Below are 23,897 nucleotides of genomic sequence, written 5' to 3'. Positions count from 1 at the left end.
GGCGGATTTTCGCATGCCCGGCGCATGCCGTTCGCGCCGCCGGTTGGTGAGGACGGCGTCTGCGTGCGCGGCATGTCGCGCGGGGCGGGCTGCTTCCCGGTCTCGTCGTGGCTGGACGCCCCACGGCACCGGCGCAAGGCGCCCGGGAACCGGGGCTCGCGCGCCCCGGTTCCCCGCGCGCGACGCGCGGCCCGAGCTCAGTTGCGGCCGATGTAGTCGTTCTTGCCGATCCCGACGCCGGCCTGGCGCAGGATCGCGTAGGCCGTGGTGCAGTGGAAATACAGGTTCGGCAGCACGAAGCCGAGCAGGTAGCTCTCGCCCTCGAAGTCCAGCTCGCCGCTGCGCATCTTCAGGTGGATGGCGCGCGTCTCGCTGCCATCGATCTGATCGGGGCGGAAGGTCTTGAGATAGTCGACCGCGCGCTCGATCCGCGCGTACAACTCGGCGAAGCCGGCCTCGTTGTCCTCGAACGTGGCCGGCTCCACGCCGGCCAGCCGCGCGGCGCCGCGCGTGGCCATGTCGGTGGCGATCTGCACCTGGCGCACCAGCGGCAGCATGTCTGGGGTCAACCGGGTCTGCAGCAGTTGCTCGGGCGGGTACTGCTTGTGCGTGGCGTGCGCCTCGCCCTTGCGCAGCACGTGGGCGAGGTTGGTCAGCGCCCGGATGAAGCCGGGAACGGATGCGGAATACATCGAAATGGTCATGGGTCGACTCCGGTGGCGGATGCCGCGGCCCGCAGGCCGCGGCGGGGATCAGGACGTGCCCGGCGGCAGCTCGGCGCCGCGGGCGGTCAGCGCAGGCGGCACGTCGCCGGGCAGAACCGCCGGCAGCGGCTCGTCCGGCGCGTTCGACAGCGGCGCGGTCTCGTGGCGGGTGACCCGCCAGGCGATCGCCGTGCCGACGACCAGCAGCGCGGCCGCCAGCACGAAGGCCAGGCCGGGCAGGTGCCACGGCGCCTGCGGCGCGATCGAGAACGCGAACACCTGCGCGAACAGGTAGGGTCCGAAGATGCCGGCGAAGCTGCCCAGGCTGGTGATCGCGCCCTGCAGCCGCCCCTGTTCGGACGGATCGACCTGGTGCGTCATGATCGACTGGATCGGCGGCCCCGAGAGACCCCACAGCGCCATCAGCGGAATGCCGAACAGGAACAGCCAGCCGGTGCCGGCCAGCCCCATCAGCAGGAACGAGCCGACGCCGCAGGCCATGCCGGCCAGCAGCACGCGGCGCTCGCCGAAGCGCGGCGTGAGCCGGCCGGTGAGGAAGGCCTGCACCGAGCCGTCGCAGGCGCCCACCAGCATCAGCACGAAGCCCACCGCCTGCGGGCCCCAGCCGTAGCGGTAGTCCGCGTACAGCACGAAGGTGGTCTGCAGCACGTAGTGCGCGAGGTAGACCAGGAACATCACGACCGCCAGCCCCAACACCTGCGGGTAGCGCCGCAGCAGCTTCAGCGAACCGAGCGGATGCGCGCTGTGCAGCTCGAAGCGCGGCGTGCGGCGTTCCTTCGGCAGCGACTCGGGCAGCACCAGCAGGCCGTACAGGAAGTTGCACAGCGCCAGCCCGGCGGAGACCCAGAACGGCAACCGCAGCGAGATGTCGCCGAGGAAGCCGCCCAGCCCCGGCCCGACGATGAAGCCGAGCCCGAACGCGCCGCCGAGCATGCCGAACGCGGCCGCGCGCTTCTCCTTCGGCGTGATGTCGGCGATGTAGGCGTTGGCCGTGGTGAAGCTCGCCGCGGTCATGCCCAGCACGATGCGCGCGACGAACAGCAGCCACAGCGTCGGCGCCAGCGCCAGCACGATGAAGTCCAGCGCCAGGCCGAGGTTGGAGATCAGGATCACCGGGCGCCGCCCGAAGCGGTCCGCCAGCGCGCCCTGCACCGGCGAGGAGACGAACTGCACGAAGGCGAACACGGTGCTGAAGATGCCCACCCACCAGGCCGCGTTGGCGATGCCGCCGCCGGCCAGTTGCTCGATCAGGTGCGGCAGCACCGGGATGACGATGCCGAACGCCAGCATGTCCAGCAGCACGGTGACGAAGATGAACGCGACCGCCGCGCGGCGGCGCGGCTCGCTGATCGGGGTGACGGGCTGGTCCATGGAAGGAGTGGCTGGGGAAAGGCGAACGATAACCCAATGCCCGGCCCGGTGTTCGAGCCGTTTCGTCATTTTCGGAGGAGGGCGCTCGCGCGGTCTCCGCCATGGCGGGAGGCCCGCCGCCGGGAGATTTCCGGGGCGCTTTCTCCCCGGGCTACGCCTGCGGCGGCGCGGTCAGTTCGCGCGCATCGAGGTGGCCGTCATGGTTGCGGTCGAGCTTGCGGAACTGCGCGCGCAGGTTGGCCCGGTAGCCTTCCAGCGTCACCTCGCGGCCGCGGCCGCCGGGCAGTTCGCTGCGTTCCAGCACGCCGTCGCCGTTGGCGTCCATGCGCTGGAAGCCGGCGCTCATGTAAGCGACGTACTCGGCTTCGCCGACCCGGCCGTCGCCGTCGGTGTCGAACCGCCGCAGGTAGTCCTCGCGCGAATCCTGCGCGGCGGCGGCCAGCGGCAGCAGCAGCGCCGCGCACGCGAGGATCCGCCGCATCAGCGCACGCCGCCGTGGATGCCGATGAACTGCAGGAACTCGGCGCGGGTGCGCGCGTCGTCGCGGAACGCGCCGAGCATCTGGCTGGTGACCATCGACACGCCGCGCTTGTGCACGCCGCGGGTGGTCATGCATTCGTGGCTGGCGTCGACCACCACCGCCACGCCGGCCGGCTGCAGGTTGTCCTGGATGCACTGCGCGATCTGCGCGGTGAGCTTTTCCTGCACCTGGAAGCGGCGCGCATAGCCTTCCACCACGCGCGCGAGCTTGCTGATGCCGACCACGCGGTTGGTCGGCAGGTAGCCGACGTGCGCGCGGCCGACGATCGGTGCCATGTGGTGCTCGCAGTGGCTCTCGAACTCGATGTCGCGCAGCACCACCATCTCGTCGTAGCCGGCCACTTCCTTGAAGGTGCGGCGCAGGTACTCGCCCGGGTCTTCCAGGTAGCCGCTGAACCAGTCGCGGTACGCCTTCACCACCCGCCTCGGCGTGTCCAGCAGGCCCTCGCGCGAGGGGTCTTCGCCGGACCAGCGCAGCAGCGTGCGTACGGCTTCCTCGGCCTGTTCCTGGCTGACGTCGTTCGGGTTGCGCGGGTCGCTCATGCGGATGCCTCGGGTGTGCGGACCTGCGAGTTTAGCGTCCGTGCCGGATCGCGTCTGCGTTGCGGGGATGCGGTGCGGTCGCGCCGCATCCCACGGCCGCGCCGCGGGAATCGCCCGGCCGGGTTGCCTCGGCCGAAGCCCGGCACGGGAGCGCGCCGGCCCGGGATGCCTGCCCAGGCGCGTCTTCGAGTACGTTTGACATTACATGATGTAATTTATAGATTACATATCGTCCTGTGGAGTAGACATCATGCCTCGATCCCTGCGCTATGCCGTGCTGGTTCCGCTGTCGGTCCTCGGGTTCTACGTGCTGTTCGTGCTGCCGGACATCGACCTGGGCTGGCCCGGCGGGCTCGCCCTGCTCGCCGGCGCGTGGACCGTCTGGTACCTGCTGTGGGCCACGCTGCAGGAATCCGCCGCCGCGGCGAAGGCGGGCGAGTCGGCGGCACCGGTATCGCCCGGCGAGCAGCGGGCCTGGATCGGCGCGGCCTTCACCGCCGCGATCCTCCTCTACTACGCCCTGCGCGGCCCGCAGATGGTGGCCGCCGACGGCACGATGGCGCCGGAAGCGTCGGCGATCGGCAGGCACATCGGCATGCTGGTGGTCGGCTGGCTGGTGGTGATGCGGGTGCTGCGCGGCCGCCAGCGCGACACGGTGGAACTGGACGAGCGCGACCGCCAGATCGAGGCGCGCGCCGGCAACTGGGCGCGCTGCGGCCTGTCGGTGTTCGTGATCGCGCTGGCCGTGATGCTTGCGTTCTCGCCGCTGGAGCGGCTGCGCTGGGCGGGACCGGTGGCGGTCTCCATCGTGCTGGTGTGCGGCCTGATCGCCACCAGCCTGCTCGAATACGCGGTGGCCGGCGTGGCCTACTGGCGCGACCGGCGCGGATCGTGACCGGCACGCCGATCGACAACGTCATCCGCCGGCTGCGCTTCGAGCACGGCGAGATGACCCAGCAGGCGCTGGCCGATGCCTGCGGCATCACCCGGCAGACCGTGATCGCGCTGGAGGCGGGCCGCTACGCGCCGTCGCTGGAACTGGCCTTCCGCATCGCGCACGCGTTCGGCGTGGGCGTGGACGACGTGTTCCAGTGGAAGCGCTGAGCGCCCGCGCCGAAAGCCTGTTCAAAATCTCCCTGCCGAATTGGAATCCCTTGTGCTCCCCGCTTGTCATTCCTGCGAGGCGCTTTTCAACAGCCGAAGGGCCGGTCAAGCAGGAATCCAGCGACTTTGATGCCTCCAAAAAAACCAAAGGCACCGGATCCCAGCTTGACCGGCCCTACGGCCGTTGAGAGCCGCTGGGATGACGCTTCGTAGGAGATGCTTGGGGAGAGCGGGCTTTCAGATCTCCGCCTCGTCGTCGCCGCCCTCGTCCGGCGCCGGCAGCACGTCGCCCAGAAGTTCCCGCGCCTGGTCGCCGGGCAGCGACTCGACGCCGCGCAGCTTCTTCTCGATGGTGCGGGTCTTGCGGCCGGCGTCGCTGATGCTCTTGCTCACCGTGTTGAGCTGGCGCTCGGCCTTCTCCAGCACCAGCCCGAACTTGCCGAACTCGCTCTTCACCGCGCCGAGGATCTTCCATACCTCGCTGCTGCGCTTGGCGATCGCCAGCGTGCGGAAGCCCATCTGCAGGCTGTTGAGCAGGGCGCTCAGGGTGGTGGGGCCGGCGACGGTGACGCGGTGGTCGCGCTGCAGGCCCTCGAACAGGCCCGGGCGGCGGATCACCTCGGCGTACAGGCCCTCGGTGGGCAGGAACAGCACGGCGAAGTCGGTGGTGTGCGGCGGCGCCACGTACTTGCCGGCGATCCGCCGGGCCTCCTCGCGCACGCGCGCCTCGAGCGCGCGCCCGGCGACGGCCGCGGCCTCGGCGTCGGCGCCGTCCTGGGCGTCGAGCAGGCGCTGGTAGTCCTCCACCGGGAACTTCGCGTCGATCGGCAGGTAGACGCGTTCGCCCTCGTCCTGCCCGGGCATGCGGATGGCGAACTCGACGCGCTCGTTGCTGCCCGGCACGGTGGCGACGTTGGCGTCGTACTGGTCGGCGGTGAGCATGTCCTCGAGCAGGGCGCCCAGTTGCACCTCGCCGAAGATGCCGCGCTTCTTCACGTTGGTCAGCACGCGCTTGAGATCGCCCACGCCGGTGGCCAGGTTCTGCATCTCGCCCAGTCCGCGCTGCACCGCCTCGAGCCGCTCGGAGACCAGTTGGAACGACTGGCCCAGCCGGGTCTCCAGCGTGCTTTGCAGCTTCTCGTCGACGGTGGCGCGCATCTGCTCCAGCTTCGCCGCGTTGTCCTGCTGGATCGCGCCGAGCTTGGCCTCCAGCGTGGCGCGCACCTCGGCCATGCGCTTTTCGTGCTCGGCGCTGAGCGCGGCGAAGCGCTGCTGCTGCTGCTCGCCGAAATGGTTGAGCGCCAGCGTGGTTTCCGCGCGGCTCTTGCGCGCGTCCTCGGCCAGCCGCTGCGCCAGCGCCTGCAGGCCGTTGTCGGTGCGCTCGGTGAGCTGGTGCAGGCGCTGGCCGAAACCGTCGATGCGCTCGGCCTGCTGCTGCGACATGCCGGCGAGCTGCTCGCCGACGTGGCCGCGGAAGCGGTCGAAGCCCTGCTGCAGTTCCTCGCGCCCGCTGCGCTGCTCCTCGCGCAGCGTGCGCTGCAGGCGCTCGCCGTCGTCCTTCAGCGCGTCCAGCCGGGCGGCGAGCCCGGCGTCGCCGCGCCCGCGCAGCAGCACGATCGCCTGCAACACGAGCACTGCCAGCACGGCGACGAGGAGGAGGGACAGCAGCAGTTCGACGGCAGGCATGGCAGGTTCCGCAGGGCGATGCCGGCCAGTTTACGCGTTGGCGTATCAATCGCTGCGACCGGGCGCGGCGCGCAGGCGCCGGCGCAGGAAGCGCAGGGTGCGTTGTTCCGACTGGCGCGGATGGGCGGCGGCGGTGGCGGGAATGGCGCGCCGCAGGCTGCCGTCCGTCCAGCCGGCAATGACCTGCGGGTGGATGTACGAGGCGCGGCACACCGCGGGCGTGTTGCCGAGCAGGGCGGCGACCTCTTTCACCGCCGCGGCGAGGGCGTTGCGCACGGCCCGCTCGCCGCCTTCGGGCAGGGGCGTGCGGGCCAATACGCGGGCGGCCTGCACGGTGCCGCCCCAGGTGCGGAAGTCCTTGGCGCTGAAGTCGCTGCCGCAGGCATCGCGCAGGTAGTCGTTGACCTGGCCCGAATCGACCGGCTGCCGCCGCCCGTCGTCGTCGACGTACTGGAACAGCCGCTGGCCGGGCAGTTGCTGCACGCGGCGCACGATCCGCGCGAGGCGCCGGTCGTCCAGCGCCACCTCGCGCTCCTGGCCGCTCTTGCCGCGGAAGGCGAAGCGCAGCCGGCCGCGTTCGGCGCGCACGTGACGCGAGCGCAGCGTGGTGAGGCCGTAGCTGCCGTTGTCGCGGGCATAGCCCTCGTTGCCGATGCGGATCAGGGTGTCGTCGAGCAGCCGGACGACCAGCGCCAGCACCTTCGCGCGCGGCAGGCCGGGCAGCGCGAGGTCGCGCCGGACGCGTCGCCGCAGGGACGGCAGCGCCGCGCCGAACGCCAGCAGCCGGTCGAACTTGCCGTGGTCGCGCACGCTGCGCCAGCGCGGGTGGTAGCGGTACTGCTTGCGCATCCGCGCGTCGCGGCCGGTGGCCTGCAGGTGGCCGCGCGGATCGGGGCAGATCCATACCTGCGTATAGGCCGGCGGGATCGCCAGCGCACGGATGCGCGCCAGCTCGTCGCGATCGGCGATGCGCCGGCCGCGGGTGTCGCGGTAGCTGAAGCCCTTGCCGCAGGCGAGCCGCCGGATGCCCGGCCGGGCATCGCTGACATAGACCAGCCCAGCGGCGCGTGCCGTGCGCCGTTGCTCCGGCGTGGACGGTTCCGGCGCGGGGGGCTTGTCGGGTGGCTGCGCGGGCATATGCCGGCCGAGTCTGGCGATCGGCGATCAAGGCGGCGTGTACGCCGACGCCGCATGCCGGGGGAAGGGCCGCGCGACGCCGGCGCCGCGGGCGGGCCGCCGCTTCAGTCCACCCGGCAGAACAACGCCTTCAGGTAGCGGCTTTCCGGCACGTCGGCGCGCACGGGATGGTCGGCGCCGGCGCCGCGCACGTCGAGGATCTGGATCTCGCGGCCGGCGTTGAGCGCCACCCGGCGCAGCATCTCCAGGAAGTCGGCCTCGCTCACCAGGCCGGTGCACGAGCAGGTCAGCAGCAGGCCGCCGCGCGGGATCACGTCCAGCGCCATGCGGTTCATCGCGAAGTACTTCTTCAGCGCGTCGAACACCTTGTTGCGGTCGCGGGTGAGCTTGGCCGGGTCGAGCACGACCGCGTCATAGGTCTCGCCGCGCGCGGCGGCTGCGCGCACCCAGTCGAAGATGTCGGCCTGCTGGAAGTCCACCGCGACGCCGTTGGCGTCGGCGTTGGCGCGGGCGATGCCGAGGATGCCGGCGTCCATGTCGACGCCGGTGGCCGAGCGCGCGCCGGCCGCCATCGCGTGCACGGCGAAGCCGCCGGCGTTGCAGCACAGGTCCAGCACGCGGCGGTCCCGGGCCAGTTCGGCGAAGCGGCGGCGGTTGTCGCGCTGGTCGGCGAAGAAACCGGTCTTGTGGCCGCAGCCGGGCGCCGCGTGGAAGCGCAGGCCGTGCTCGTGCACCTCGACCGCCGCCGGCACCTCGGCGCTGCGGCAGTCGAACGATTCCTGCTTCTGCACGTGCGATTCGGCGAACCAGTACAGCCGCGCGCCGGGGAAGTGCGCCTGCAGCGCGTCGTGGATCGCCTCGCGGAATTTCCACATGCCGGCGGCGAAGTACTCGACCACCAGGATGTCGGCGTAGCGGTCCACCACCAGGCCGGACAGGCCGTCGCCCTCGCTGTGCACCACCCGCCACGCGTCGCTGGCGCGGTCGAGTTGCAGCAGTTCGCGGCGCAGTTGCACGGCGCGGCCGATCCGGCGCGCGATCCAGCCGGCGTCGATGGTTTCGGCCGGGTCGGCGCTGAGCAGGCGCAGGGCGATGCGCGCGTGGCCGTTCCAGAAGCCGCGGCCGACGAAGCGGCCCTTGGCGTCCTGCACCTCCACCACGCTGCCCGGCGGCAGCCGCGCTTCGGGCTTGTGCACCTGCGCCGACCAGACCCAGGGGTGGCCTGGGGCGCGGTCGGATTTCAGGCGGATCGCGGGGAGCTGTTGGGGCGTGGTCATCCGCACATGATAGCTGCTGCGCGGCGGTTTCCCGCGCCGCGGCAAGTGCGGGCGAGGTCAGCGCAGCCGCAGCACCAGCCAGGACAGCAGCGCCAGCAGGTTGATGCCGAAGCGCGACACCGCCGGGCCGGCGATGGCCAGGCCGAAGCCCTGGCTGCCGAAGCTCCAGTCCAGCCAGGGCCGGGCCAGGTGGGCGGTGGTGACGAGGTTGAGGTAGGCGCCGCAATGCAGGGCGAAGCTGAAGACGGGCGTGGCGATCAGCGGCAACTGCAGCAACTGCGCCCAGCGCGACAGCGCGACGCCGCGCTCGCTGCCTTCCACCAGCAGCACGCCGGCCACCAGCACGAAGCCGAACAGCAGCAGGCCGACCAGCGCGTGCAGCGTGTCGTAGGTCGAGCCCAGCGGCAGCAGCCGGCGCAGCATGGCGCCCGTGCCGTACAGGCCGCCGGCGATTTCGAGGATGCCGATCAGGCGGAACAGGAAGCTGCGCACGCGTCACTCCGGGCAAAGCGGCAAGCTTAAGCCCGGGCGGGGTCTCCGAATACCCCGCGCTGCCGGCGGGTGGGCTGGACAGGGCATGCGCAGGGCCGGTCGCCGGGAAGCAGGCCGCGTGCCGCCGCACCGCAGGGCGGTCGTCCGTTAGTTGCAGAGGTTCTGCCGGGGGTGCGTTCTCCCGTCGCTGGCCGGGGGCGATGGGCGTGGATGGATAGACGTCCATTCGACACTCGCCCGAAGACGTGCCGGGATTGCCTCGGTGCCTTGTTTGCGGTCTGTCTGTCGATCCGGCCGCCTTCCCGTCATGCCTGCGAAAGTGGGCGTTCGAAAACGCAACGACGCTGGATCCCGGCTTGACCGGCCCCGCGGCCGTTGAAAGCCGCCGGGGCGACGGCGACGCCCCGCGTGGGAATGCCTGGGGATTGCAGGCAGGCTCCTGGACAGCCGGTACGGTTCAGTCCGCGCCGAGTTCCGCAGCCAGCTCGTGCAGGTCGGCGATGTGCTGTTCCCACCAGCGCGCCTCGGCGGCGAACGGGAACGCGGCGGGAAAGGCCGGATCGTGCCAGCGCGCGGCGATCCAGCCGGCGTGGTGCAACTGGCGCATCGCGCGCAGCGCGGGGACCAGCGCCAGCTCGGCGTGGTCGAAGTCGCGCATCGAGGTGTAGCCCTCCAGCAGCGCGTCCATCGCCGCGTCGTCGGTCGCGAGCATCCACAGGTCCTGCACCGCCGGCCCCATGCGTGCGTCGTCGAGGTCGACGAAATGCGGGCCGTGGTCGGTCCACAGCACGTTGCCGGGATGGCAGTCGCCATGCAGGCGCAACTGGCGCAGCGGTCCCAGCGCCGCCTCGCGGGCGGCGATCGCCGCGTCAAGCCGCTGCGCCGCGGCGCGGTAGTGCGCATGCAGCGCAGCGGGCAGCAGGCTCGATGCGAGCACCGCCTGCATCGGCTGTCCGACCATCGTGGCGCGGTCCAGCCGGCCGCGGTGCGCGAACGCGGTGCGGGCGCCCACGCCGTGCATCCGCGCGATCAGCCGGCCCAGCCACGCCAGTTGCTCGGCCGATTCCAGCGAGGGCGCGCGGCCGCCGCGGCGGGGCGAGAGCGCGTAGCGGTAGCCCCGGTGCGCCAGCAGGGTGCGGCCGCCGAAGGCCAGCGGCGCGACCACCGGCAGCTCGGCGTCGGCCAGTTCCCGCGCGAAGGCGTGTTCCTCCAGGATCGCCGCGTCGCTCCAGCGGCCCGGGCGATAGAACTTGGCGATCACCGGCGCGCCGTCTTCCAGGCCCACCTGCCAGACCCGGTTCTCGTAGCTGTTCAGCGCGAGCAGGCGGCCGTCCGGCCACAGCCCGCAGGCCGCCACGGCATCGAGGATCAGGTCGGGGGCCAGGCTGGCGTAGGGCGTATCGCTGCTCAACGCGGGCCGACCACGCGCGCCGGCACCACCGCCATGGTGAGGCGCGAGATGCACACCAGCGCGCCTTCCTCGTTCTCGATGCGGATTTCCCACACCTGGGTGGTGCGGCCGATGTGCAGCATCCGCGCGGTGCCGGTCACCGTGCCCGCGCGCACGCCGCGGACGTGGTTGGCGTTGATGTCCAGGCCCACCGCCAGCTCCTGTGCCGGATCGAGCGTGAGCATGGCGGCGGTGCTGCCCAGCGTCTCGGCCAGCGCCACCGAGGCGCCGCCGTGCAGCAGGCCGTAGGGCTGGTGCGTGCGCCGGTCCACCGGCATGGTGCCCTGCAGCCAGTCGTCGCCGACCGCGGTGATGCGGATGCCGAGCGCCTCCATCATGGTGTTCGCGCTCCAGCCGTTGAGGCGGGCCAGGTCGGTAGGCTGCTTCCACAGGCTCATCGTTGATTCCTTTGCGTCGAGCCCACATTGTTGTCCGCTCCCGTCGCCGCGACAATGTGCAGGTGCATACCGTTACCCTCAAACCGTCCGGCCACCGTTTCCAAGCGGCCCCCGGCGAAACCGTGCTGGAAGCGGCGCAGCGCGCCGGCGTGGCGCTGCCGTATTCCTGCCGGGCGGGCGTGTGCGGCAGTTGCAAGGCGACCCTGCTGGAAGGCCGCTGCGAGTATCCGTTCAACCCGCCGGTGGCCCTGGATGCGGGCGAACTGGCGCACCACGCGGTGCTGCTGTGCCAGGCCGTGCCGACCACCGACCTGCTGCTGCAGGCGCGCGAGGTGCCTTCGGTGGAAGACATCGTGCGGCGCCAGCTCGAGGTGCGGGTGGCCGACAAGTGGCGGCTTGCGCCCGACGTGGTCGGCCTGCGCCTGCTGCCGCACGACGGCGAGCCGGCGCTCAAGCGGCTGCCGGGCCAGTACCTGGACATCCTGCTGGAAGGCGGCAAGCGCCGCCCCTTCTCGATCGCCAACGGCCCGCAGCCCGACGGCGCGATCGAGCTGCACGTGCGGCACGTCGCCGGCGGCGGCTTCACCTCGTGGGTCAGCGACCGCCTGCGTATCGGCGACCGCCTGCGCATCGAGGGCCCGCTGGGCACCTTCGTGCCGCGCGAGGATTCCGAGCGGCCGATGATCTTCATGGCCGGCGGCACCGGTTTCGCGCCGATCAAGGCGATCGTCGAGCATTTCATCGGGCTGGGCACGCGCCGCCCGATGCAGGTGTACTGGGGCGCGCGCAGCGAAACGGAGCTGTACCTGCGCACCCTGGCCGAGGGTTGGACGCGCGACGTGCCGAACCTGCGGTTCCATGCCGTGGTGTCGGAGCCGGGGGCCGCCGCGGGCGTGCGCCGCGGGCTGGTGCACGAGGCGGTGCTGCAGGACCATCCCGACCTGTCGGCCTGGGATCTCTACATGAGCGGGCCGCCGGCGATGATCGACGCCGGCCGCCAGCGTTTCCTCGGCGCGGGCCTGCCGGAGGAGCGGCTGTACTACGACTCGTTCGAGTACGCGCCCGACGTGCTGGCGCAGATCCTCGCCGCGCGGGCGGGGATCAGGCACGTGCGCTAGCTGTCCGTCCGCCTGAGGCGGGCCGGAACGCCGCGATTCGCGGTGCATGGCTGGAATGCCAAGTCGCTGGATGACCAGCCCTTCGGCTGTTGAAAAGCGCCTCCGGCCTGACCGGCCCTGCGGTCGTTGAAAGCCGCCAGGATGACGAGCATGAGCCGGGGTGACCGATATGGGCCGGAATGACGGGTACGAGCCAGTATCGGGAGGCGTCGCGGCACGCCGCGCCGGATACCGTATGTCCGAGGGCCAGGGCGAGGTGGCCCAGGGCCATGCCTCCGGCGAGTCGCCTACTTGTTGCCCTTGGCCACCGGCAACTGCGCCTGCTGCCACGCCATCACGCCGCCGCCGAGCGTGTAGACCTTGGCGAAGCCGGCCTTGACCAGCCGCTGCGCGGCCTTGTCGGCGCCGCGGCCGTCCTTGTCCATCACCACCACCGGCAGTTCCTTCGCCTTGGCGAGGTCCTTGTGCTCCGGGTCGAACTGGCTCATCAGCACATGGCGCGCGCCCGGCACGTGCGCCTTCTCGAAGTCGGCGCGGGCGGACAGGTCCACCAGCAGCGGGTTCTCGCGGTTGATCAGCAGGGTCAGCCCGGCCGGGGTCAGTTCCTTGAACTTGCGCAGCAGGCGGGTGGCCTCCATCGCCACCAGCGCGACCAGCAGGATCACGAACAGCGCGGCCAGCGCGAAATGGTTGCCCAGGAAGGTGGGCAGCTGATGCAGGAAGTCGTTCATCGCCAAGGGTCCGCCGGCGCGGGGCATCCGCGCAAACGACGGATTATCCGGCACCGGCCGGGCGCGCGCAAAGCGGGGGCGGCGGCGCGGGCTATTCGCCGGTGATGTCCGGCAGGCCGGACATCAGCCACCAGCGGTTCTTCTCAGGGTCGTAGCGCCACACCTGGCGATCGATCACGCTGCGCTCGGACTGGGTGTGCAGGTTCACCAGGTTGATCTGCACCACCTGGCGCACCTCGTTCTCGCCGCTGGGCTGGGGGCCGGCGTCGTCGTTGTAGTCGCTCACCTTGAGCTGCTTGTAGCGCTCCATGTCCAGCGCGCTGGGCGGATGCGCCGCACGCTCCTTCGGATCGACGAACTGCAGCGCGGTGGAGAAATCGCCCCAGCGCAGCGTGTTGGCGTAGGCGTTGAGCGTGTGGATCAGCGCCTGGTTGCGCTGGTCGGAGGCGCAGCCGCCGAGCAGCACGGCGGCGAGCAGGGTGAGCAATAGCGGCAGGCGTCGCATGCGGTGGTCCCCCATCGAGAAGCCCCCATTCTGCCGCAAGCGGCCGCCGGCATCAGCCCCGGCGCTTGGCGACGAAGCGCGCCTCCAGCACGGCCGCGGGCTTGCCGTCGGTGCCGGGCACCTCGCAGGCGACCTCGATGCGCGCCTTGCCGCGCGCCGCCAAGGTGTCGAAGAACGTCGCCCAGCCGGCACCGTCGGCCAGCCGTGCCTCGGCCAGGAAGTCGTTCCACACCGGTTGCAGGTAGCGCACGCCGGATTCGGCGACGAACACGTCGCAGTCCTCGCCGCGCTGGCGCAGGGCCAGCTCCACCAGTGCCCAGCCGGCCAGGGTCATCGCACTGACCAGGCTGCCGCCGAAGGCGCAACCCTTGTCGTTGACGTTGGGCGCCAGCGGCAGGGCGAGGCCGAGCCGATCGCCGTCGTAGTGCTCCAGCCGCAGGTCCATTGCGCGCGCCAGCGGGATTTCGCGGCGGATGAAATCGGCCAGCGCCAGGGCCTGGGCATGCGGGGCGGTGGTGGTCACGGGAAGCGAGGATCCGGCAGGCATCGGGCCGCAGAGTGTAGGGCAACGGGCAGATGCGACGGCTACACTGCGCCGCATGAAGCCCGAACGCGCAGGCGCCGACAAGCCAGTCACCGCAGCCCGGGAGAATGCAGCCCGGGAGAACGCAGCCCGGGAGGGCCTGCGCGGCCGCGTCGTGGTGATCACCCGGCCCGCCGGCACCGCGGCCGCGCTGGCGCGCCAGGTGCGCCGGCACGGCGGCGTGCCGCTGCTCTTGCCCGGGCTGGCCCTGCGCGCGGCGGACGATCCGGCAGCCGCGCGCGCGGCGTTGCGCGATGCGCTGGACGCCGAGTTGCTGCTGTTCACCAGTCCCGCGGCGGTGCGCTTCGCCGCCGCGCTCTGCGAACTGCGCACGTCCGCCGACGTCTTCGCGGTCGGCCAGGGCACCGCGCGCGCCTTGCAGCGGCACGGCCTGCAAGCGCAGGCGCCGCGTCAGCGGCAGGATAGCGAAGGCGTGCTCGAACTGCCGGCGTTCGCGCAGTTGCACGGCCGCCGCGTGGCCCTGGTCGGTGCCGACGGCGGCCGCGGCGTGCTGCGCCGGCAACTGGCGGCGCGCGGCGCGCGGCTGCGCGAAGTGCATGTATACCGCCGCACCGCGCCGCGGCTGGATCGCCGGCACACGCAGGCGCTGATGCGGCTGCCGGCCAGCGCCCGCGTGCTGCTGTCCAGCGCCGAGGCGCTGCAATGCCTGCGGCAGCGGTTGCCCGCGCCGGCGTGGAGGCACTTGTGCGCGGCCACCGCCGTCGTGAGCAGCGAGCGGCTGGCGGCGGCGGTCGGAGCGGCCGGTTTCGCCCGCATCGTGCTGGCTTCGTCGGCGTTGTCCGCCGACCTGCTGGCGGCCGCCGCGCGGCGTGCCGGGCCGTCCGCGAAGGCTTGAGGCGCGCCGCATGTCGATCCATCCGTAGGTAGCGTTCCGGCGCGGCAGTGGGATGCCTGGGCCTTGCCCGGCCCGTTGCGGCTTTGCCCGGATTCGAGCGGCTGCCGGAGCAGCCTCGGGGCGACCGTGGACGCGATCCGGGCGGGTGCTGCCCGCCCGGATTTGTGCGGAACTCGGCACGGATCGCGCTGGCATACGACAAGACATCGCCAGAGCGCGCGGGCCACGATGAATGCCGGGTTCCGATGCCAGGCGCCAGGCTGGCGGCACGGGGATGCCGCACGGTCGGGATCGCCGCGGCCGGAAGGTCTGTCCGAATGAGCGGCGTGCCTGTCCCGACCGATGCGGCCATCGTCCCGCGGACGGTCCGTCGGTCGATCGCGGCGGTTTCGGCCAGTGGCCCGCCGGTCGGTGCGTATCGACGACGGCCGGCCGTCCACGCACTCGCATCCCGTCGCCGGCGCGTTGCGCGCCAATTCGTCAACCATGGGGGAGTCCGTGAGCCAGCCCATCGACATCGTGCCGGCGGCGGAGCCGGTCTATCCGCAGTGGCTCGGCCATCCGCGTCCGCTGTGGATGCTGTTCATGACCGAGTTCTGGGAGCGCTTCGCCTTCTACAGCGTGAGCTGGGCCATCGCGCTGTATGCCGTGGCGCAGTTCTACCACGGCGATGCGGCCGGCCAGGGCTGGGCCGGCGCGATCTTCGGCACCTATACGGCGTTGATCTTCAGCACCGGCATTTTCGGCGGCTACGTGGCCGACAGGATGATCGGCTGCCAGCGCGCGATCCTGATCGGAGCCCTGGTGATGGCGGCGGGATTGTTCGTGCTGACGATACCGAGCAAACCGGCCTTCATGGGCGGATTGTCGATGGTGGTCGTCGGCAACGGCCTGTTCAAGCCGAACATCTCCTCGATGGTGGGCCGGCTCTACGGCCGAGACGACCCGCGCCGCGACCGCGGCTTCACGCTGTTCTACATGGGCATCAATGCCGGCGCGCTGGCCGCGCCGCTGCTGACCGGCTGGCTGGCCTCCACGTTCACGGCCACGCCGCTCGAACAGAACTATCGGCTGGTGTTCGTGGCCGCCGGCATCGGCATGGTGCTCAGCTTCCTGTGGTTCTGGTTCGGGCGCCGCCAGCTGGGCGAGGTAGGGCGACCGCTGCCCGGCCAGGCGGCCCGTTCGCGCGCCTGGCTGGTGCTGGCCGGGGCCCTGGCGTCGATACCGCTGGTGTACCTGCTGCTGTCGCGGATGGGGACGGTCGCGTTGCAGTGGCTGATCGGGGCGCTCGCGGTGGCGGTGTCCGCGCTGCTGGTGCGCGAGGCGCTGTCGCACGGCCGCATCCAGTTGCACCGCGTATGGGCGATGCTGATCGTCTTCGGCTTCAACGTGCTGTTCTGGATGTTCTATTACCAGCTCGGAAGTTCCTTCAACTTCCTGGCGCAAAATCTGGTGGACCGCAGGATGTTCGGCTGGGAGTTCCCGGTGAGCTGGTTCCAGTCGATCAGCCCGCTCACCATCATCGTGCTGGCGCCCGCGGTCAGCGTGGCCTGGGGGTGGCTCGGCAGGCGCCGGGCCGAGCCCTCGATCCCGTTCAAGTCCGGGTTGGGGCTGGTCTTCAACGGGCTGGGTTTCCTGGTGCTGACGTATGCGCTGGCGCACCTGCTGGGGAGCCGCGGCCTGATCCCGTTCTGGCCGCTGGCCGCCTGCTACGCCTTGCAGACGGTGGGCGAGCTGTGCCTGTCGCCGATCGGGCTGTCGATGGTGACCAAGCTGGCGCCGCCGCGGCTGGTCGGGCTGGCGATGGGCGGCTGGTTCCTGTCCACGGCGGCGGGCGGCAACCTGTCCGGCCTGCTGGCCTCCCGCATCAGCGGCGAGCACGGCATGACGGCGGCTTCGGCCTTGTCCGGCTTCGGCTTCGGGTTCTGGCTGTTGCTGGGTACGGGGAGCGTGCTGCTGCTCGTATCGCCGCTGATCAACCGGTTGATGCATGGAGTCAGGTGAAGGCTCTTTCGCGGGAGCGCCTGTCGTGGCGGCCGCGGGGATGGCGCGAGGAGATGGATCGCGTCGGAGGCCGTGCCCGCGCCGGCCCTGCCACGGTGCGCCGGTTTCGCCCGCATCGCGCAGGCGCCGCCGGTGCTGTCCGCCGGCCGTCGCGTGGCGTGCCGGACCGTTCACAAAAGCTTGAGGCGGCGCCGCGACGCGGGCTGCTAGCATGGCGCGCATGAGCCAAGACACGCCTGCCTCCGACCACGCCGCGCCGTCCGCGGCGGTTCCCGCTCCCCGCCCTGCGCCCGCGCCGGTGCGCGCGCCCGCGCCGCGCCGCGGCGGCAGCCTCGCGCTGGCCGTGGTGCTGGCCCTGATCGCCGTCGGCGGCAGCGCCTACGTCGGCTGGCGCCAGTGGCGGCAGGAACAGGGCAGCGCCGACGACAGCCGCGCCGTCGCCGCGCTGCAGGCCCGTGTCGGCACGCTGGAAGGCACGCTCGACACGCTCGGCAGCGAACGCAGCTCGCTGCGCCAGCGGCTGGCCGATGCCGACCAGGTCAACCGCTCGCTGCGCGAGGAACTGCTCGGCCAGGCCGAGCGCCTGCGCAACATCGAGGATGCGGTGACCAAGCTGTCGGAGAAGAGCCTGTCCGGCCACGACACCATGCTGCTGGACGAGACCGAATCGCTGCTGCGCATGGCCGGCCAGCGCTACCTGCTGTTCCACGATGCCGAAGGCGCGGCCGCCGCGTACGCGCTGGCCGACCAGAGCCTGGCCGCGGTCAACGACGGCGCGTTCTCCGGCCTGCGCCAGAGCATCCAGGCCGAGCGCGAGGCGCTGGCGCGCAGCCAGCCGCAGACCCGCGACGCGCAGTTGGCGACCCTGGGCCGCCTGCGCGACGGGCTGGCCCAGCTGCCGCTGAAGCCGCTCGACGCCACCGCCGCCGCGCCGGCGGACGACGCGTGGTCGCGCATCCGCCGCGCGCTGGCCGGCGTGGTCAGCGTGCAGCGCGACAACGGCGCGCCGCTGGCGGTCGCCGATGCGCGCTTCGCGCGCGAGCTTGCCGCGCTCGACCTGGCGCAGGCGCAGGCCGCGCTGCTCGCCTACGACAGCGAGGCCGCGCAGGCGGCGCTGCGGCGGGCGGATGCCGACCTGGCCGGCCAGTTCGATGCCGCCGACGCCTCGGTGCGGCAGGCGCGCGGCGAACTGGCCGCCCTGCTCGCCAACCTGAAGCCGGCCGCGCCGGTGCAGCTCGGCGCTGCGCTGGCCGAACTGCGCAACCTGCGTGCGGTGCACGCCCTGAAGCCGGCCGAGGCGCCGGGCGCCGGCGCGGCCAACGGCCCGTCCGCCGCACCGGCGGCCAGTTCCAGCGCCGCGCACGCGGAGGCGAAGCCGTGAGGTTGTGGCGCTGGATCCTGCTGCTGATCGCGGTCGCCGCGGTGGCCGCGTTCGGCTGGCACTGGGTGGCGGACGATCCCGGCTACGTGCTGGTGCGCCTGCGCGGCTGGCGGGCGGAAACCACGGTGGTCGCCGCGCTGGTCATCCTGCTGCTGGCGTGGGCGCTCATCACCTTGCTGTGGCGGCTGGCGCGCTGGCCGTTCGGCGCGATCTCGCGCCGGCACCGGCGGGTCAGCCAGCAGCGGCTGGGCGAGGGCCTGGTCGCGCTGATGGAAGGACGCCACGGCGACGCCGAGCGCGACCTGCAGCGCGCCTCGCGCTTCGAGGCGCTGCGCGGCCCGGCGCTGCTCGCGGCCGCCGAGGCCGCGTCGCGCCGGGGCGAGCACGGCCGCGCGCTGGAGGCGCTGGCCGAGGCCGGCCAGTCGGCGCCGCGCGCAGCCCGCGTGCTGCGTGCCCGCGTGCTGCGCCGCGACGGCAAGCCGGCCGAGGTGCTGGCCCTGCTGGCGCCGGAGGCCGACAGCGGCAGCCTCACCCCCGGCGGCTGGCGCGAGCTTGCGCTGGCCGCGCTCGCCGCCGGCGACTACCGCCGCGCGCGCACGGCGCTGGAGCCGCTGCAGAAGAGCGGTGCGCTCGGCAGTCGCGGCTACGCGGAGCTGGAGGCTGCCGTGCTGGTCGCCTCGATCCGCAACGCGGCGGACGGCGAGGCACTGAACACGTTGTGGTCGCAACTGCCCAAGAGCCAGCGCCGGCTGCCGGCGGTGATCGACGCCTACGCCCGGCGCGCGGCCGGCTTCGGCCTGGTGCTGCCGGCCATGGACGAACTCGAATCCGCGCTGCGCCGCGAGTGGTCGCCGCTGCTGGTGGAGACCTGGGGCGCGCTCGGCAACGAGGATCTCGACGCGCGCCTGCGCCGCGCCGAAGGCTGGCTCGACGCGCACCCGAACGACGCCGGCCTGCTGCTCGCGCTGGGCCGCATGTGCGTGCGGCAGAAGCTGTGGGGCAAGGCGCAGCAATACCTGGACCGCGCGCTGGCGCTGCAGCCGGGCGCGGGCGTGTGGGAGGCGCTGGGCGATGCCTATGCGGGGCAGGGCGACGCCGTCCTCGCGCAGCGCTGCTACCGCAATGCGCTGGCGTTCGCGCGCGGCGACGCGGTCGAGCCGCTGCCGGCCGGCCTGCGCCCGACCCGGCTGGATACGCGCCCGATCGCGGTGGAGGAGCGCGACGAACATGGCGTGCCGCGGTTGCGCGAGTGAACGTCCCGGCAGCCTGAGGCCGCCGATGGCATGCCCTCCGTTCCACCGGCCTGGCGCGGGGAAGTCCCGGTGAGCCTGGATGCCGTGATCTTCGATTGCGACGGCACGCTCGTCGACAGCGAGTCGCTGAGCAACGAGGTATTCGCCGAGGCGCTGTCCGCGCACGGATTTCCCCTGACCGGCCGGGAGGCGATGGAGCGGTTCCGCGGGCTGGAACTCGCCGCGTGCCTGCGCGAGATCGAGGCGGCGCTCGGCAGGAAGCTTCCGGCGCATTTCGCCATCGAGCTGCGCCGGCGCACCGCCGCGATCTTCCGCGAAAGGCTGCGGCCGGTCGACGGCGCGATGGAACTGGTGCAGGGCCTGGCGCTGCCGAAATGCGTCGCCTCCAGCGGGCCGCGCGAGAAGATCGAGCTGAGCCTGTCGCTCACCGGCCTGCTCGCGTTCTTCGAGGGGCGCATCTTCAGTTGCTACGAGATCGGCGCATGGAAGCCCGACCCGGACATCTTCCTGCACGCCGCGGCGCGGCTGGGCGTGCCGCCCGGGCGCTGCGCCGTGGTCGAGGACAGCCTGCCGGGCATCCGGGCCGGGCTGGCCGCGGGGATGCGGGTGTTCGCGTTCCAGCCCGACGCGGTCGACCCGCGCATTCCCGAGGGCGTGCCGGTGATCCGCCGGCTGGCGCAACTGCGCGACGCGCTGGCGTAGCCGCGGCGGGAGCGGGGCGGTCCGGCCGGCAGCACGCCCCCCCGAACCGTGAACTTTCCCTCCGGTGCGCCGGTCCCAGGCTCGACCCGAACCGGAGAGACGTATGGGACATGCGCGTTCTGGATGCCTGGGCATGGCCTGCACCGCCCTGCTGGCTGCCACGGCAGCCGCTGCCTCGCCGGTGCCGGCGAAGACGCCGGACAGCTATGCCGGGCCGGGCCGGATGGTCGCCATCGGCCAGGGGCGCAGCCTCGATCTGCGCTGTAGCGGCAAGGGACCGGCGACGGTGCTGCTGGAATCCGGTTCGCAGGCCGATTCGGCGAGCTGGTTCCGGGTACAGCCGATGCTGGCGGCGCAGGCGCGCGTCTGCTCCTACGACCGCGCGGGCTACGGCTTCAGCGCCGAGGGGCCGCTGCCGCGCGGGCTCGACGCCGACGTATCCGACCTGCACGCGCTGATCCGCGCGGCCGGCCTGCATACGCCGCTGGTGCTGGTGGGCCATTCGCTGGGCAGCAACATCGTGCGGCGCTATGCGGACGAGCATCCGGGCGATGTCGCCGGGATGGTGCTGGTCGATCCACCGGCGCAGGGCCTGGGCCGTTTCATGCCGGCGCAATGGATGAAGGACGACGCGACGTTGAACGGACAGCGCGACGCATTCATCGCAGGCTGCGAGCGAGGCGCCGAACGCGGCGAGCTGGCCAAACCGTCGCCGGCGCTGGCATCGTGCATCGACGGGCCGGCGCCGTGGCAGAGCGCGGCCGTGGCCGTGGCCGGCCATGCGCGCATGCTGCGCCCGGCGTTCTGGCACACCGTGCGCTCGGAACTGGCGCAGAACGTGCGCGTGTTCGCGCAGCCGGTGCCGAAGGGCGAGGCGCATGGCGACATGCCGCTGGTGGTGCTGCAGGCCGCCGGGACGTATGCCGATGCCCCCGCGGACGTGCGCAAACCCCTGGAGGCGGCGCGCGACGCCACCCAGCGGAGCATCGTGGCGACCTCGACCCGCGGCGAGCTGCGCAAGGTGGCCGACACCACGCACGACATCGNNNNCCAGCCGCAGGCCGTGGCCGATGCGGTGGCGCGGGTGCTGAAGCGGCTCGCCGCCCGCGGCTGAGCGCTACAGCGGCGTGAGGTTGGCGTAGGCCGCCACCAGCCACTTGCTGCCGGCGTCGGCGAAGTTTACCTGCAGCCGCGTATGCGCGCCGCTGCCTTCGGCGCTGATCACCACGCCCTCGCCGAAGCTGGGGTGGCTGACGCGCTGGCCCAGCTTCACCGGCAGCGGTTCCTCCAGCGAGGCGGCTGCGGCGAGGCGGCCGGCGCCGGCGTACAGCGGCCGGGTCACCTGCACGCGCGGGCGCACCTCGTCGATCAGCTCGGCCGGCATCTCGGCGAGGAAGCGCGACGGCCGCGCCAGCATCTCGGTGCCGTGCATGCGGCGCGATTCGGCATGGGTCACCACCAGCCGCTCGCGCGCGCGGGTGATGCCGACGTAGGCGAGCCGGCGCTCCTCTTCCAGCCGGCCTTCGTCCTCGACCGAGCGCTGGCTGGGAAACAGCCCTTCCTCCATGCCGACCAGGAACACCAGCGGAAACTCCAGCCCCTTGGCCGAGTGCAGCGTCATGAGCTGCACGCAGTCGTCCCACGCCTCGCCCTGGCCCTCGCCGGCTTCCAGCGCGGCGTGGGATAGGAAGGCGGGCAGTTCGCCGAGGCCGGCCTCGACGTCGTCGGGCGTCAGCTCGAAGCGGCTGGCGACGTTGACCAGCTCGTCCAGGTTCTCCACTCGCGCCTCGCCGTTGCCGCGGCTGTCCTTCTCGTAGTGGTCGCGCAGGCCGGTGCGGGTGATTGCGTGTTCGACTTGTTCGGCGAGGGTGAGGACGGGATTCGGGATTGGGGGTTCGGGATTTGCAAGAGCAACTGCATCCGGCGCCGTCACGGTTCCTGCTTTGACGAATCCCGAATCCCCAATCCCGAATCCCGCAAAAGTCTGCGCCATCTGGTCGACCAGCGCGAGGAACGCCTTGACCGCATTCTTCGCGCGCCCGGCGAGTTCGCTGCCGCCGGAGAGTTCGCCCAGCGCGGCTTCCCACAGCGAGGTGTTCTCGCCGCGCGCCCGGCGGCGCAGCGCGTCCAGGGTGCGGTCGCCGATGCCGCGCGGCGGGGTGTTCACCGCGCGCTCGAAGGCGGCGTCGTCGTGGCGGTTGGCGGTGAGGCGCAGGTAGGCCAGCGCGTCCTTGATCTCGGCGCGCTCGAAGAAGCGCAGGCCGCCGTAGACGCGGTACGGGATGTCGCGCTGGATCAGTTGTTCCTCGAAGTTGCGCGACTGCGCGTTGGAGCGGTACAGGATCGCGCAGTCCTTCGCCTGCCCGTGCTCGGCGATGTACTCGCGGATGCGCTCGACCACGAAGCGTGCCTCGTCCTGCTCGTTGTAGGCGGCGTACAGCGCGATGCGCTCGCCCTCGCCGCCGGCGGTCCACAACTGCTTGCCCAGGCGGCCGCCGTTGCGCGCGATCACGCTGTTGGCGGCGTTGAGGATGGTGGAGGTGGAGCGGTAGTTCTGCTCCAGCTTGATCGTGCGCGCGCCGGGGAAGTCGCGCAGGAACTGCTGCATGTTCTCCACCCGCGCGCCGCGCCAGCCGTAGATCGACTGGTCGTCGTCGCCGACGGCGAAAACCTGTCCGGTTTTCGCGGGAATCGGGAATGGGGAATGGGGAATGGGGAGAGCAGCAGCCGAAAGCGCGGCATCCGCTTCTCCGATTCCCGATTCCCGATTCCCGATTCCCAGGTGCGCGCCCGACAGGACGCGCACCCACGCGTACTGCAGCGTATTGGTGTCCTGGAACTCGTCGATCAGCAGGTGGCGCCAGCGCTGCTGGTAGTGCTCCAGCACGGCTGGGTTCTTCAGCCACAGCTCGTGCGCGCGCAGCAGCAGCTCGGCGAAATCGACCAGGCCGGCGCGCTGGCAGGCCTCCTCGTAGGCCTGGTAGATCTGCACGAAGGTGCGCGTGACCGGGTGGTCGCGGTGTTCGATGTCGCGCGGGCGCTTGCCCTCGTCCTTCCAACTGTTGATCTGCCACATCGCCTGGCGCGGCGGGAACCTCGCGTCGTCCAGCCCGAGTCCGGCGACCACGCGCTTGATCTGGCGCTGCTGGTCGTCGGCGTCGAGGATCTGGAAGCCTTCGGTGAGGCCGGCCTCGCGCCAGTGCCGGCGCAGCAGCCGGTGGGCGATGCCGTGGAAGGTGCCCACGGTGAGCCCCTGGGTGCCGCCGGGGATCAGCGCCTCCAGCCGCGCGCGCATCTCGCCGGCGGCCTTGTTGGTGAAGGTGACGGCGAGGATGGCCCGCGGCGGCACGCGCTCGACCTGGGTGAGCCAGCCGATGCGGTGGGTCAGCACGCGGGTCTTGCCGGAGCCGGCGCCGGCCAGCACCAGGTAGTGGCCGGGCGGGGCGCAGACGGCTTCGCGCTGCGCGTCGTTGAGCGAATCGATCAGGTGGGAGACATCCATCCGCGCCATTGTAGCGGCGCCGACGAAAACCGCCGCGCAAGGCGGCGGTTTTCGTCGCTCGTGCGGGCCGCCGGTCAGCTTTTCTTGACGAAACCGCCCACCGCAAGCAGTCCGCCCAGCACGATGCCCGCGATGCCCAGCCACTGCGGCACGGCTTTCTCGTGGGTCGCCTCGATCTTGGCGGGGCCGAGCTGGGCGACGGTGTCGGTCTTCTTGTAGCTGCCGTTGCCCAGGGTGACCCAGATGCCTGCGATCAGCAGGATGATGCCGGCGATGATGAGTCCTGCGCGCATGGATGCCTCCCGTGGTGTGTCGGTGCAGGATAGGCGACGGTTCCGTGCAGAAAACGTGGAGACGGAAGGTAAAAAAAAGCCCCGAAGGCTAGGGGGGAGCCTTCGGGGCCGGGTAGCGGCGAAACCCAGGGGAGAGGTCCGTCGCCATGGCGATCCGTACAGGGAGGTGTGCGGATCCGTGGATGCCGTTGCGTGCATCCGGATACTTCGAACGCGCGGCTGCGGAAAAGTTGCAGCGGGTGCGGC

24 protein-coding genes and 1 pseudogene are annotated in these 23,897 nt (G+C 71.8%); 10 read left to right on the top strand and 15 right to left on the bottom strand.

Features of this window, described 5'->3' with window-relative positions; genetic code table 11:
- Window positions 1–197: 197 nt before the first annotated feature.
- The 4 genes from ASG87_RS07020 to folE form a co-directional block, all read right to left on the bottom strand.
- On the bottom strand, window positions 198–704 hold the full coding sequence (locus tag ASG87_RS07020) for a DUF1993 domain-containing protein (RefSeq protein ID WP_056002891.1): 507 nt from the start codon (window positions 702–704) through the stop codon (window positions 198–200).
- Between the two features lie 48 nt (window positions 705–752).
- Complete coding sequence (locus ASG87_RS07015; protein ID WP_056002889.1) at window positions 753–2,096, bottom strand: TCR/Tet family MFS transporter; 1,344 nt, start codon at window positions 2,094–2,096, stop codon at window positions 753–755.
- Between the two features lie 151 nt (window positions 2,097–2,247).
- Window positions 2,248–2,577, bottom strand: coding sequence for an EF-hand domain-containing protein (locus tag ASG87_RS07010; protein ID WP_056002886.1), 330 nt, complete (start codon window positions 2,575–2,577; stop codon window positions 2,248–2,250).
- Window positions 2,577–3,179 (bottom strand): GTP cyclohydrolase I FolE, encoded by a 603-nt coding sequence (folE, locus tag ASG87_RS07005; protein ID WP_056002883.1) that lies wholly within the window; start codon window positions 3,177–3,179, stop codon window positions 2,577–2,579. The genes ASG87_RS07010 and folE overlap by 1 nt, the downstream gene beginning before the upstream one ends.
- A 250-nt stretch (window positions 3,180–3,429) precedes the next feature.
- Between folE and ASG87_RS07000 the strand changes: the two genes are divergently transcribed.
- Together ASG87_RS07000 and ASG87_RS06995 are read left to right on the top strand one after the other, a co-directional pair.
- Window positions 3,430–4,074 (top strand): hypothetical protein, encoded by a 645-nt coding sequence (locus ASG87_RS07000; protein WP_157510931.1) that lies wholly within the window; start codon window positions 3,430–3,432, stop codon window positions 4,072–4,074.
- Entirely contained in the window at window positions 4,071–4,283 is a 213-nt protein-coding gene (locus ASG87_RS06995) for a helix-turn-helix transcriptional regulator (protein ID WP_235499585.1), read from the top strand. The genes ASG87_RS07000 and ASG87_RS06995 overlap by 4 nt, the downstream gene beginning before the upstream one ends.
- Window positions 4,284–4,520: 237 nt before the next feature.
- Here ASG87_RS06995 and rmuC read toward each other — a convergent pair whose 3' ends face one another.
- The 6 genes from rmuC to ASG87_RS06965 form a co-directional block, all read right to left on the bottom strand.
- Complete coding sequence (gene rmuC, locus ASG87_RS06990; RefSeq protein WP_056002877.1) at window positions 4,521–5,969, bottom strand: DNA recombination protein RmuC; 1,449 nt, start codon at window positions 5,967–5,969, stop codon at window positions 4,521–4,523.
- 45 nt (window positions 5,970–6,014) lie between these two features.
- Window positions 6,015–7,106, bottom strand: coding sequence for a DNA topoisomerase IB (locus tag ASG87_RS06985; protein ID WP_056002874.1), 1,092 nt, complete (start codon window positions 7,104–7,106; stop codon window positions 6,015–6,017).
- Between the two features lie 104 nt (window positions 7,107–7,210).
- Complete coding sequence (locus ASG87_RS06980; RefSeq protein WP_056002871.1) at window positions 7,211–8,383, bottom strand: class I SAM-dependent rRNA methyltransferase; 1,173 nt, start codon at window positions 8,381–8,383, stop codon at window positions 7,211–7,213.
- Window positions 8,384–8,440: 57 nt separating this feature from the next.
- Window positions 8,441–8,875 carry a hypothetical protein gene (locus ASG87_RS06975; protein ID WP_056002868.1) on the bottom strand — a complete coding sequence of 145 codons (435 nt, stop codon included), beginning with the start codon at window positions 8,873–8,875 and terminating at the stop codon, window positions 8,441–8,443.
- Between the two features lie 457 nt (window positions 8,876–9,332).
- Window positions 9,333–10,286: a serine/threonine protein kinase gene (locus ASG87_RS06970; protein ID WP_056002865.1), complete on the bottom strand. Its 954-nt coding sequence runs from the start codon at window positions 10,284–10,286 to the stop codon at window positions 9,333–9,335.
- Window positions 10,283–10,723 carry a hotdog fold thioesterase gene (locus ASG87_RS06965; RefSeq protein WP_056002862.1) on the bottom strand — a complete coding sequence of 147 codons (441 nt, stop codon included), beginning with the start codon at window positions 10,721–10,723 and terminating at the stop codon, window positions 10,283–10,285. Before ASG87_RS06965 ends, ASG87_RS06970 begins: the two co-directional genes overlap by 4 nt.
- 62 nt (window positions 10,724–10,785) lie before the next feature.
- On the opposite strand from ASG87_RS06965, the gene ASG87_RS06960 reads away from it, so the two are divergent.
- Window positions 10,786–11,841, top strand: a complete 1,056-nt coding sequence (locus tag ASG87_RS06960; RefSeq protein ID WP_056003062.1) for a 2Fe-2S iron-sulfur cluster-binding protein — start codon at window positions 10,786–10,788, stop codon at window positions 11,839–11,841.
- Between the two features lie 287 nt (window positions 11,842–12,128).
- Here ASG87_RS06960 and ASG87_RS06955 read toward each other — a convergent pair whose 3' ends face one another.
- The 3 genes from ASG87_RS06955 to ASG87_RS06945 all read right to left on the bottom strand — a co-directional run bounded on the left by ASG87_RS06955 (window position 12,129) and on the right by ASG87_RS06945 (window position 13,600).
- Window positions 12,129–12,572 (bottom strand): rhodanese-like domain-containing protein, encoded by a 444-nt coding sequence (locus ASG87_RS06955; protein WP_056002860.1) that lies wholly within the window; start codon window positions 12,570–12,572, stop codon window positions 12,129–12,131.
- A gap of 91 nt (window positions 12,573–12,663) precedes the next feature.
- Window positions 12,664–13,077 (bottom strand): hypothetical protein, encoded by a 414-nt coding sequence (locus ASG87_RS06950; protein ID WP_056003059.1) that lies wholly within the window; start codon window positions 13,075–13,077, stop codon window positions 12,664–12,666.
- Window positions 13,078–13,129: 52 nt separating this feature from the next.
- Window positions 13,130–13,600, bottom strand: coding sequence for a YiiD C-terminal domain-containing protein (locus ASG87_RS06945; RefSeq protein WP_056002857.1), 471 nt, complete (start codon window positions 13,598–13,600; stop codon window positions 13,130–13,132).
- 76 nt (window positions 13,601–13,676) lie between these two features.
- Here ASG87_RS06945 and ASG87_RS06940 point away from each other — a divergent pair, with 76 nt between their 5' ends.
- The 7 genes and pseudogenes from ASG87_RS06940 to ASG87_RS21175 form a co-directional block, all read left to right on the top strand.
- Window positions 13,677–14,516, top strand: coding sequence for a uroporphyrinogen-III synthase (locus tag ASG87_RS06940; RefSeq protein WP_082582804.1), 840 nt, complete (start codon window positions 13,677–13,679; stop codon window positions 14,514–14,516).
- Between the two features lie 486 nt (window positions 14,517–15,002).
- Window positions 15,003–16,520 carry an oligopeptide:H+ symporter gene (locus ASG87_RS06935; RefSeq protein WP_056002854.1) on the top strand — a complete coding sequence of 506 codons (1,518 nt, stop codon included), beginning with the start codon at window positions 15,003–15,005 and terminating at the stop codon, window positions 16,518–16,520.
- A gap of 220 nt (window positions 16,521–16,740) precedes the next feature.
- Entirely contained in the window at window positions 16,741–17,901 is a 1,161-nt protein-coding gene (locus tag ASG87_RS06930) for a uroporphyrinogen-III C-methyltransferase (RefSeq protein ID WP_082582803.1), read from the top strand.
- Complete coding sequence (locus tag ASG87_RS06925; RefSeq protein WP_056002848.1) at window positions 17,898–19,154, top strand: heme biosynthesis HemY N-terminal domain-containing protein; 1,257 nt, start codon at window positions 17,898–17,900, stop codon at window positions 19,152–19,154. The genes ASG87_RS06930 and ASG87_RS06925 overlap by 4 nt, the downstream gene beginning before the upstream one ends.
- A gap of 69 nt (window positions 19,155–19,223) precedes the next feature.
- On the top strand, window positions 19,224–19,856 hold the full coding sequence (locus tag ASG87_RS06920; protein ID WP_200949022.1) for an HAD family hydrolase: 633 nt from the start codon (window positions 19,224–19,226) through the stop codon (window positions 19,854–19,856).
- A 103-nt stretch (window positions 19,857–19,959) separates the two neighbouring features.
- Window positions 19,960–20,902 (top strand): annotated as a pseudogene (locus ASG87_RS06915) (alpha/beta fold hydrolase); the annotation flags it as partial.
- 4 nt (window positions 20,903–20,906) lie between these two features.
- Window positions 20,907–20,970: hypothetical protein (locus tag ASG87_RS21175; protein ID WP_268761801.1), on the top strand; the 64-nt coding region annotated here is incomplete at its 5' end.
- A gap of 3 nt (window positions 20,971–20,973) precedes the next feature.
- Here ASG87_RS21175 and ASG87_RS06910 read toward each other — a convergent pair.
- Both ASG87_RS06910 and ASG87_RS06905 read right to left on the bottom strand, forming a co-directional pair.
- On the bottom strand, window positions 20,974–23,358 hold the full coding sequence (locus ASG87_RS06910; protein ID WP_056003054.1) for a 3'-5' exonuclease: 2,385 nt from the start codon (window positions 23,356–23,358) through the stop codon (window positions 20,974–20,976).
- A gap of 74 nt (window positions 23,359–23,432) precedes the next feature.
- Entirely contained in the window at window positions 23,433–23,651 is a 219-nt protein-coding gene (locus ASG87_RS06905; protein ID WP_056002839.1) for a hypothetical protein, read from the bottom strand.
- Between the last annotated feature and the right edge of the window lie 246 nt (window positions 23,652–23,897).

Origin of the sequence: Frateuria sp. Soil773 (assembly GCF_001428405.1) — a bacterium.
In the GTDB taxonomy this organism is placed as follows: domain Bacteria; phylum Pseudomonadota; class Gammaproteobacteria; order Xanthomonadales; family Rhodanobacteraceae; genus LMSL01.
The sequence above is the reverse complement of the archived record's forward strand: the minus strand, read 5'-3'. Positions and strand labels throughout refer to the sequence as shown.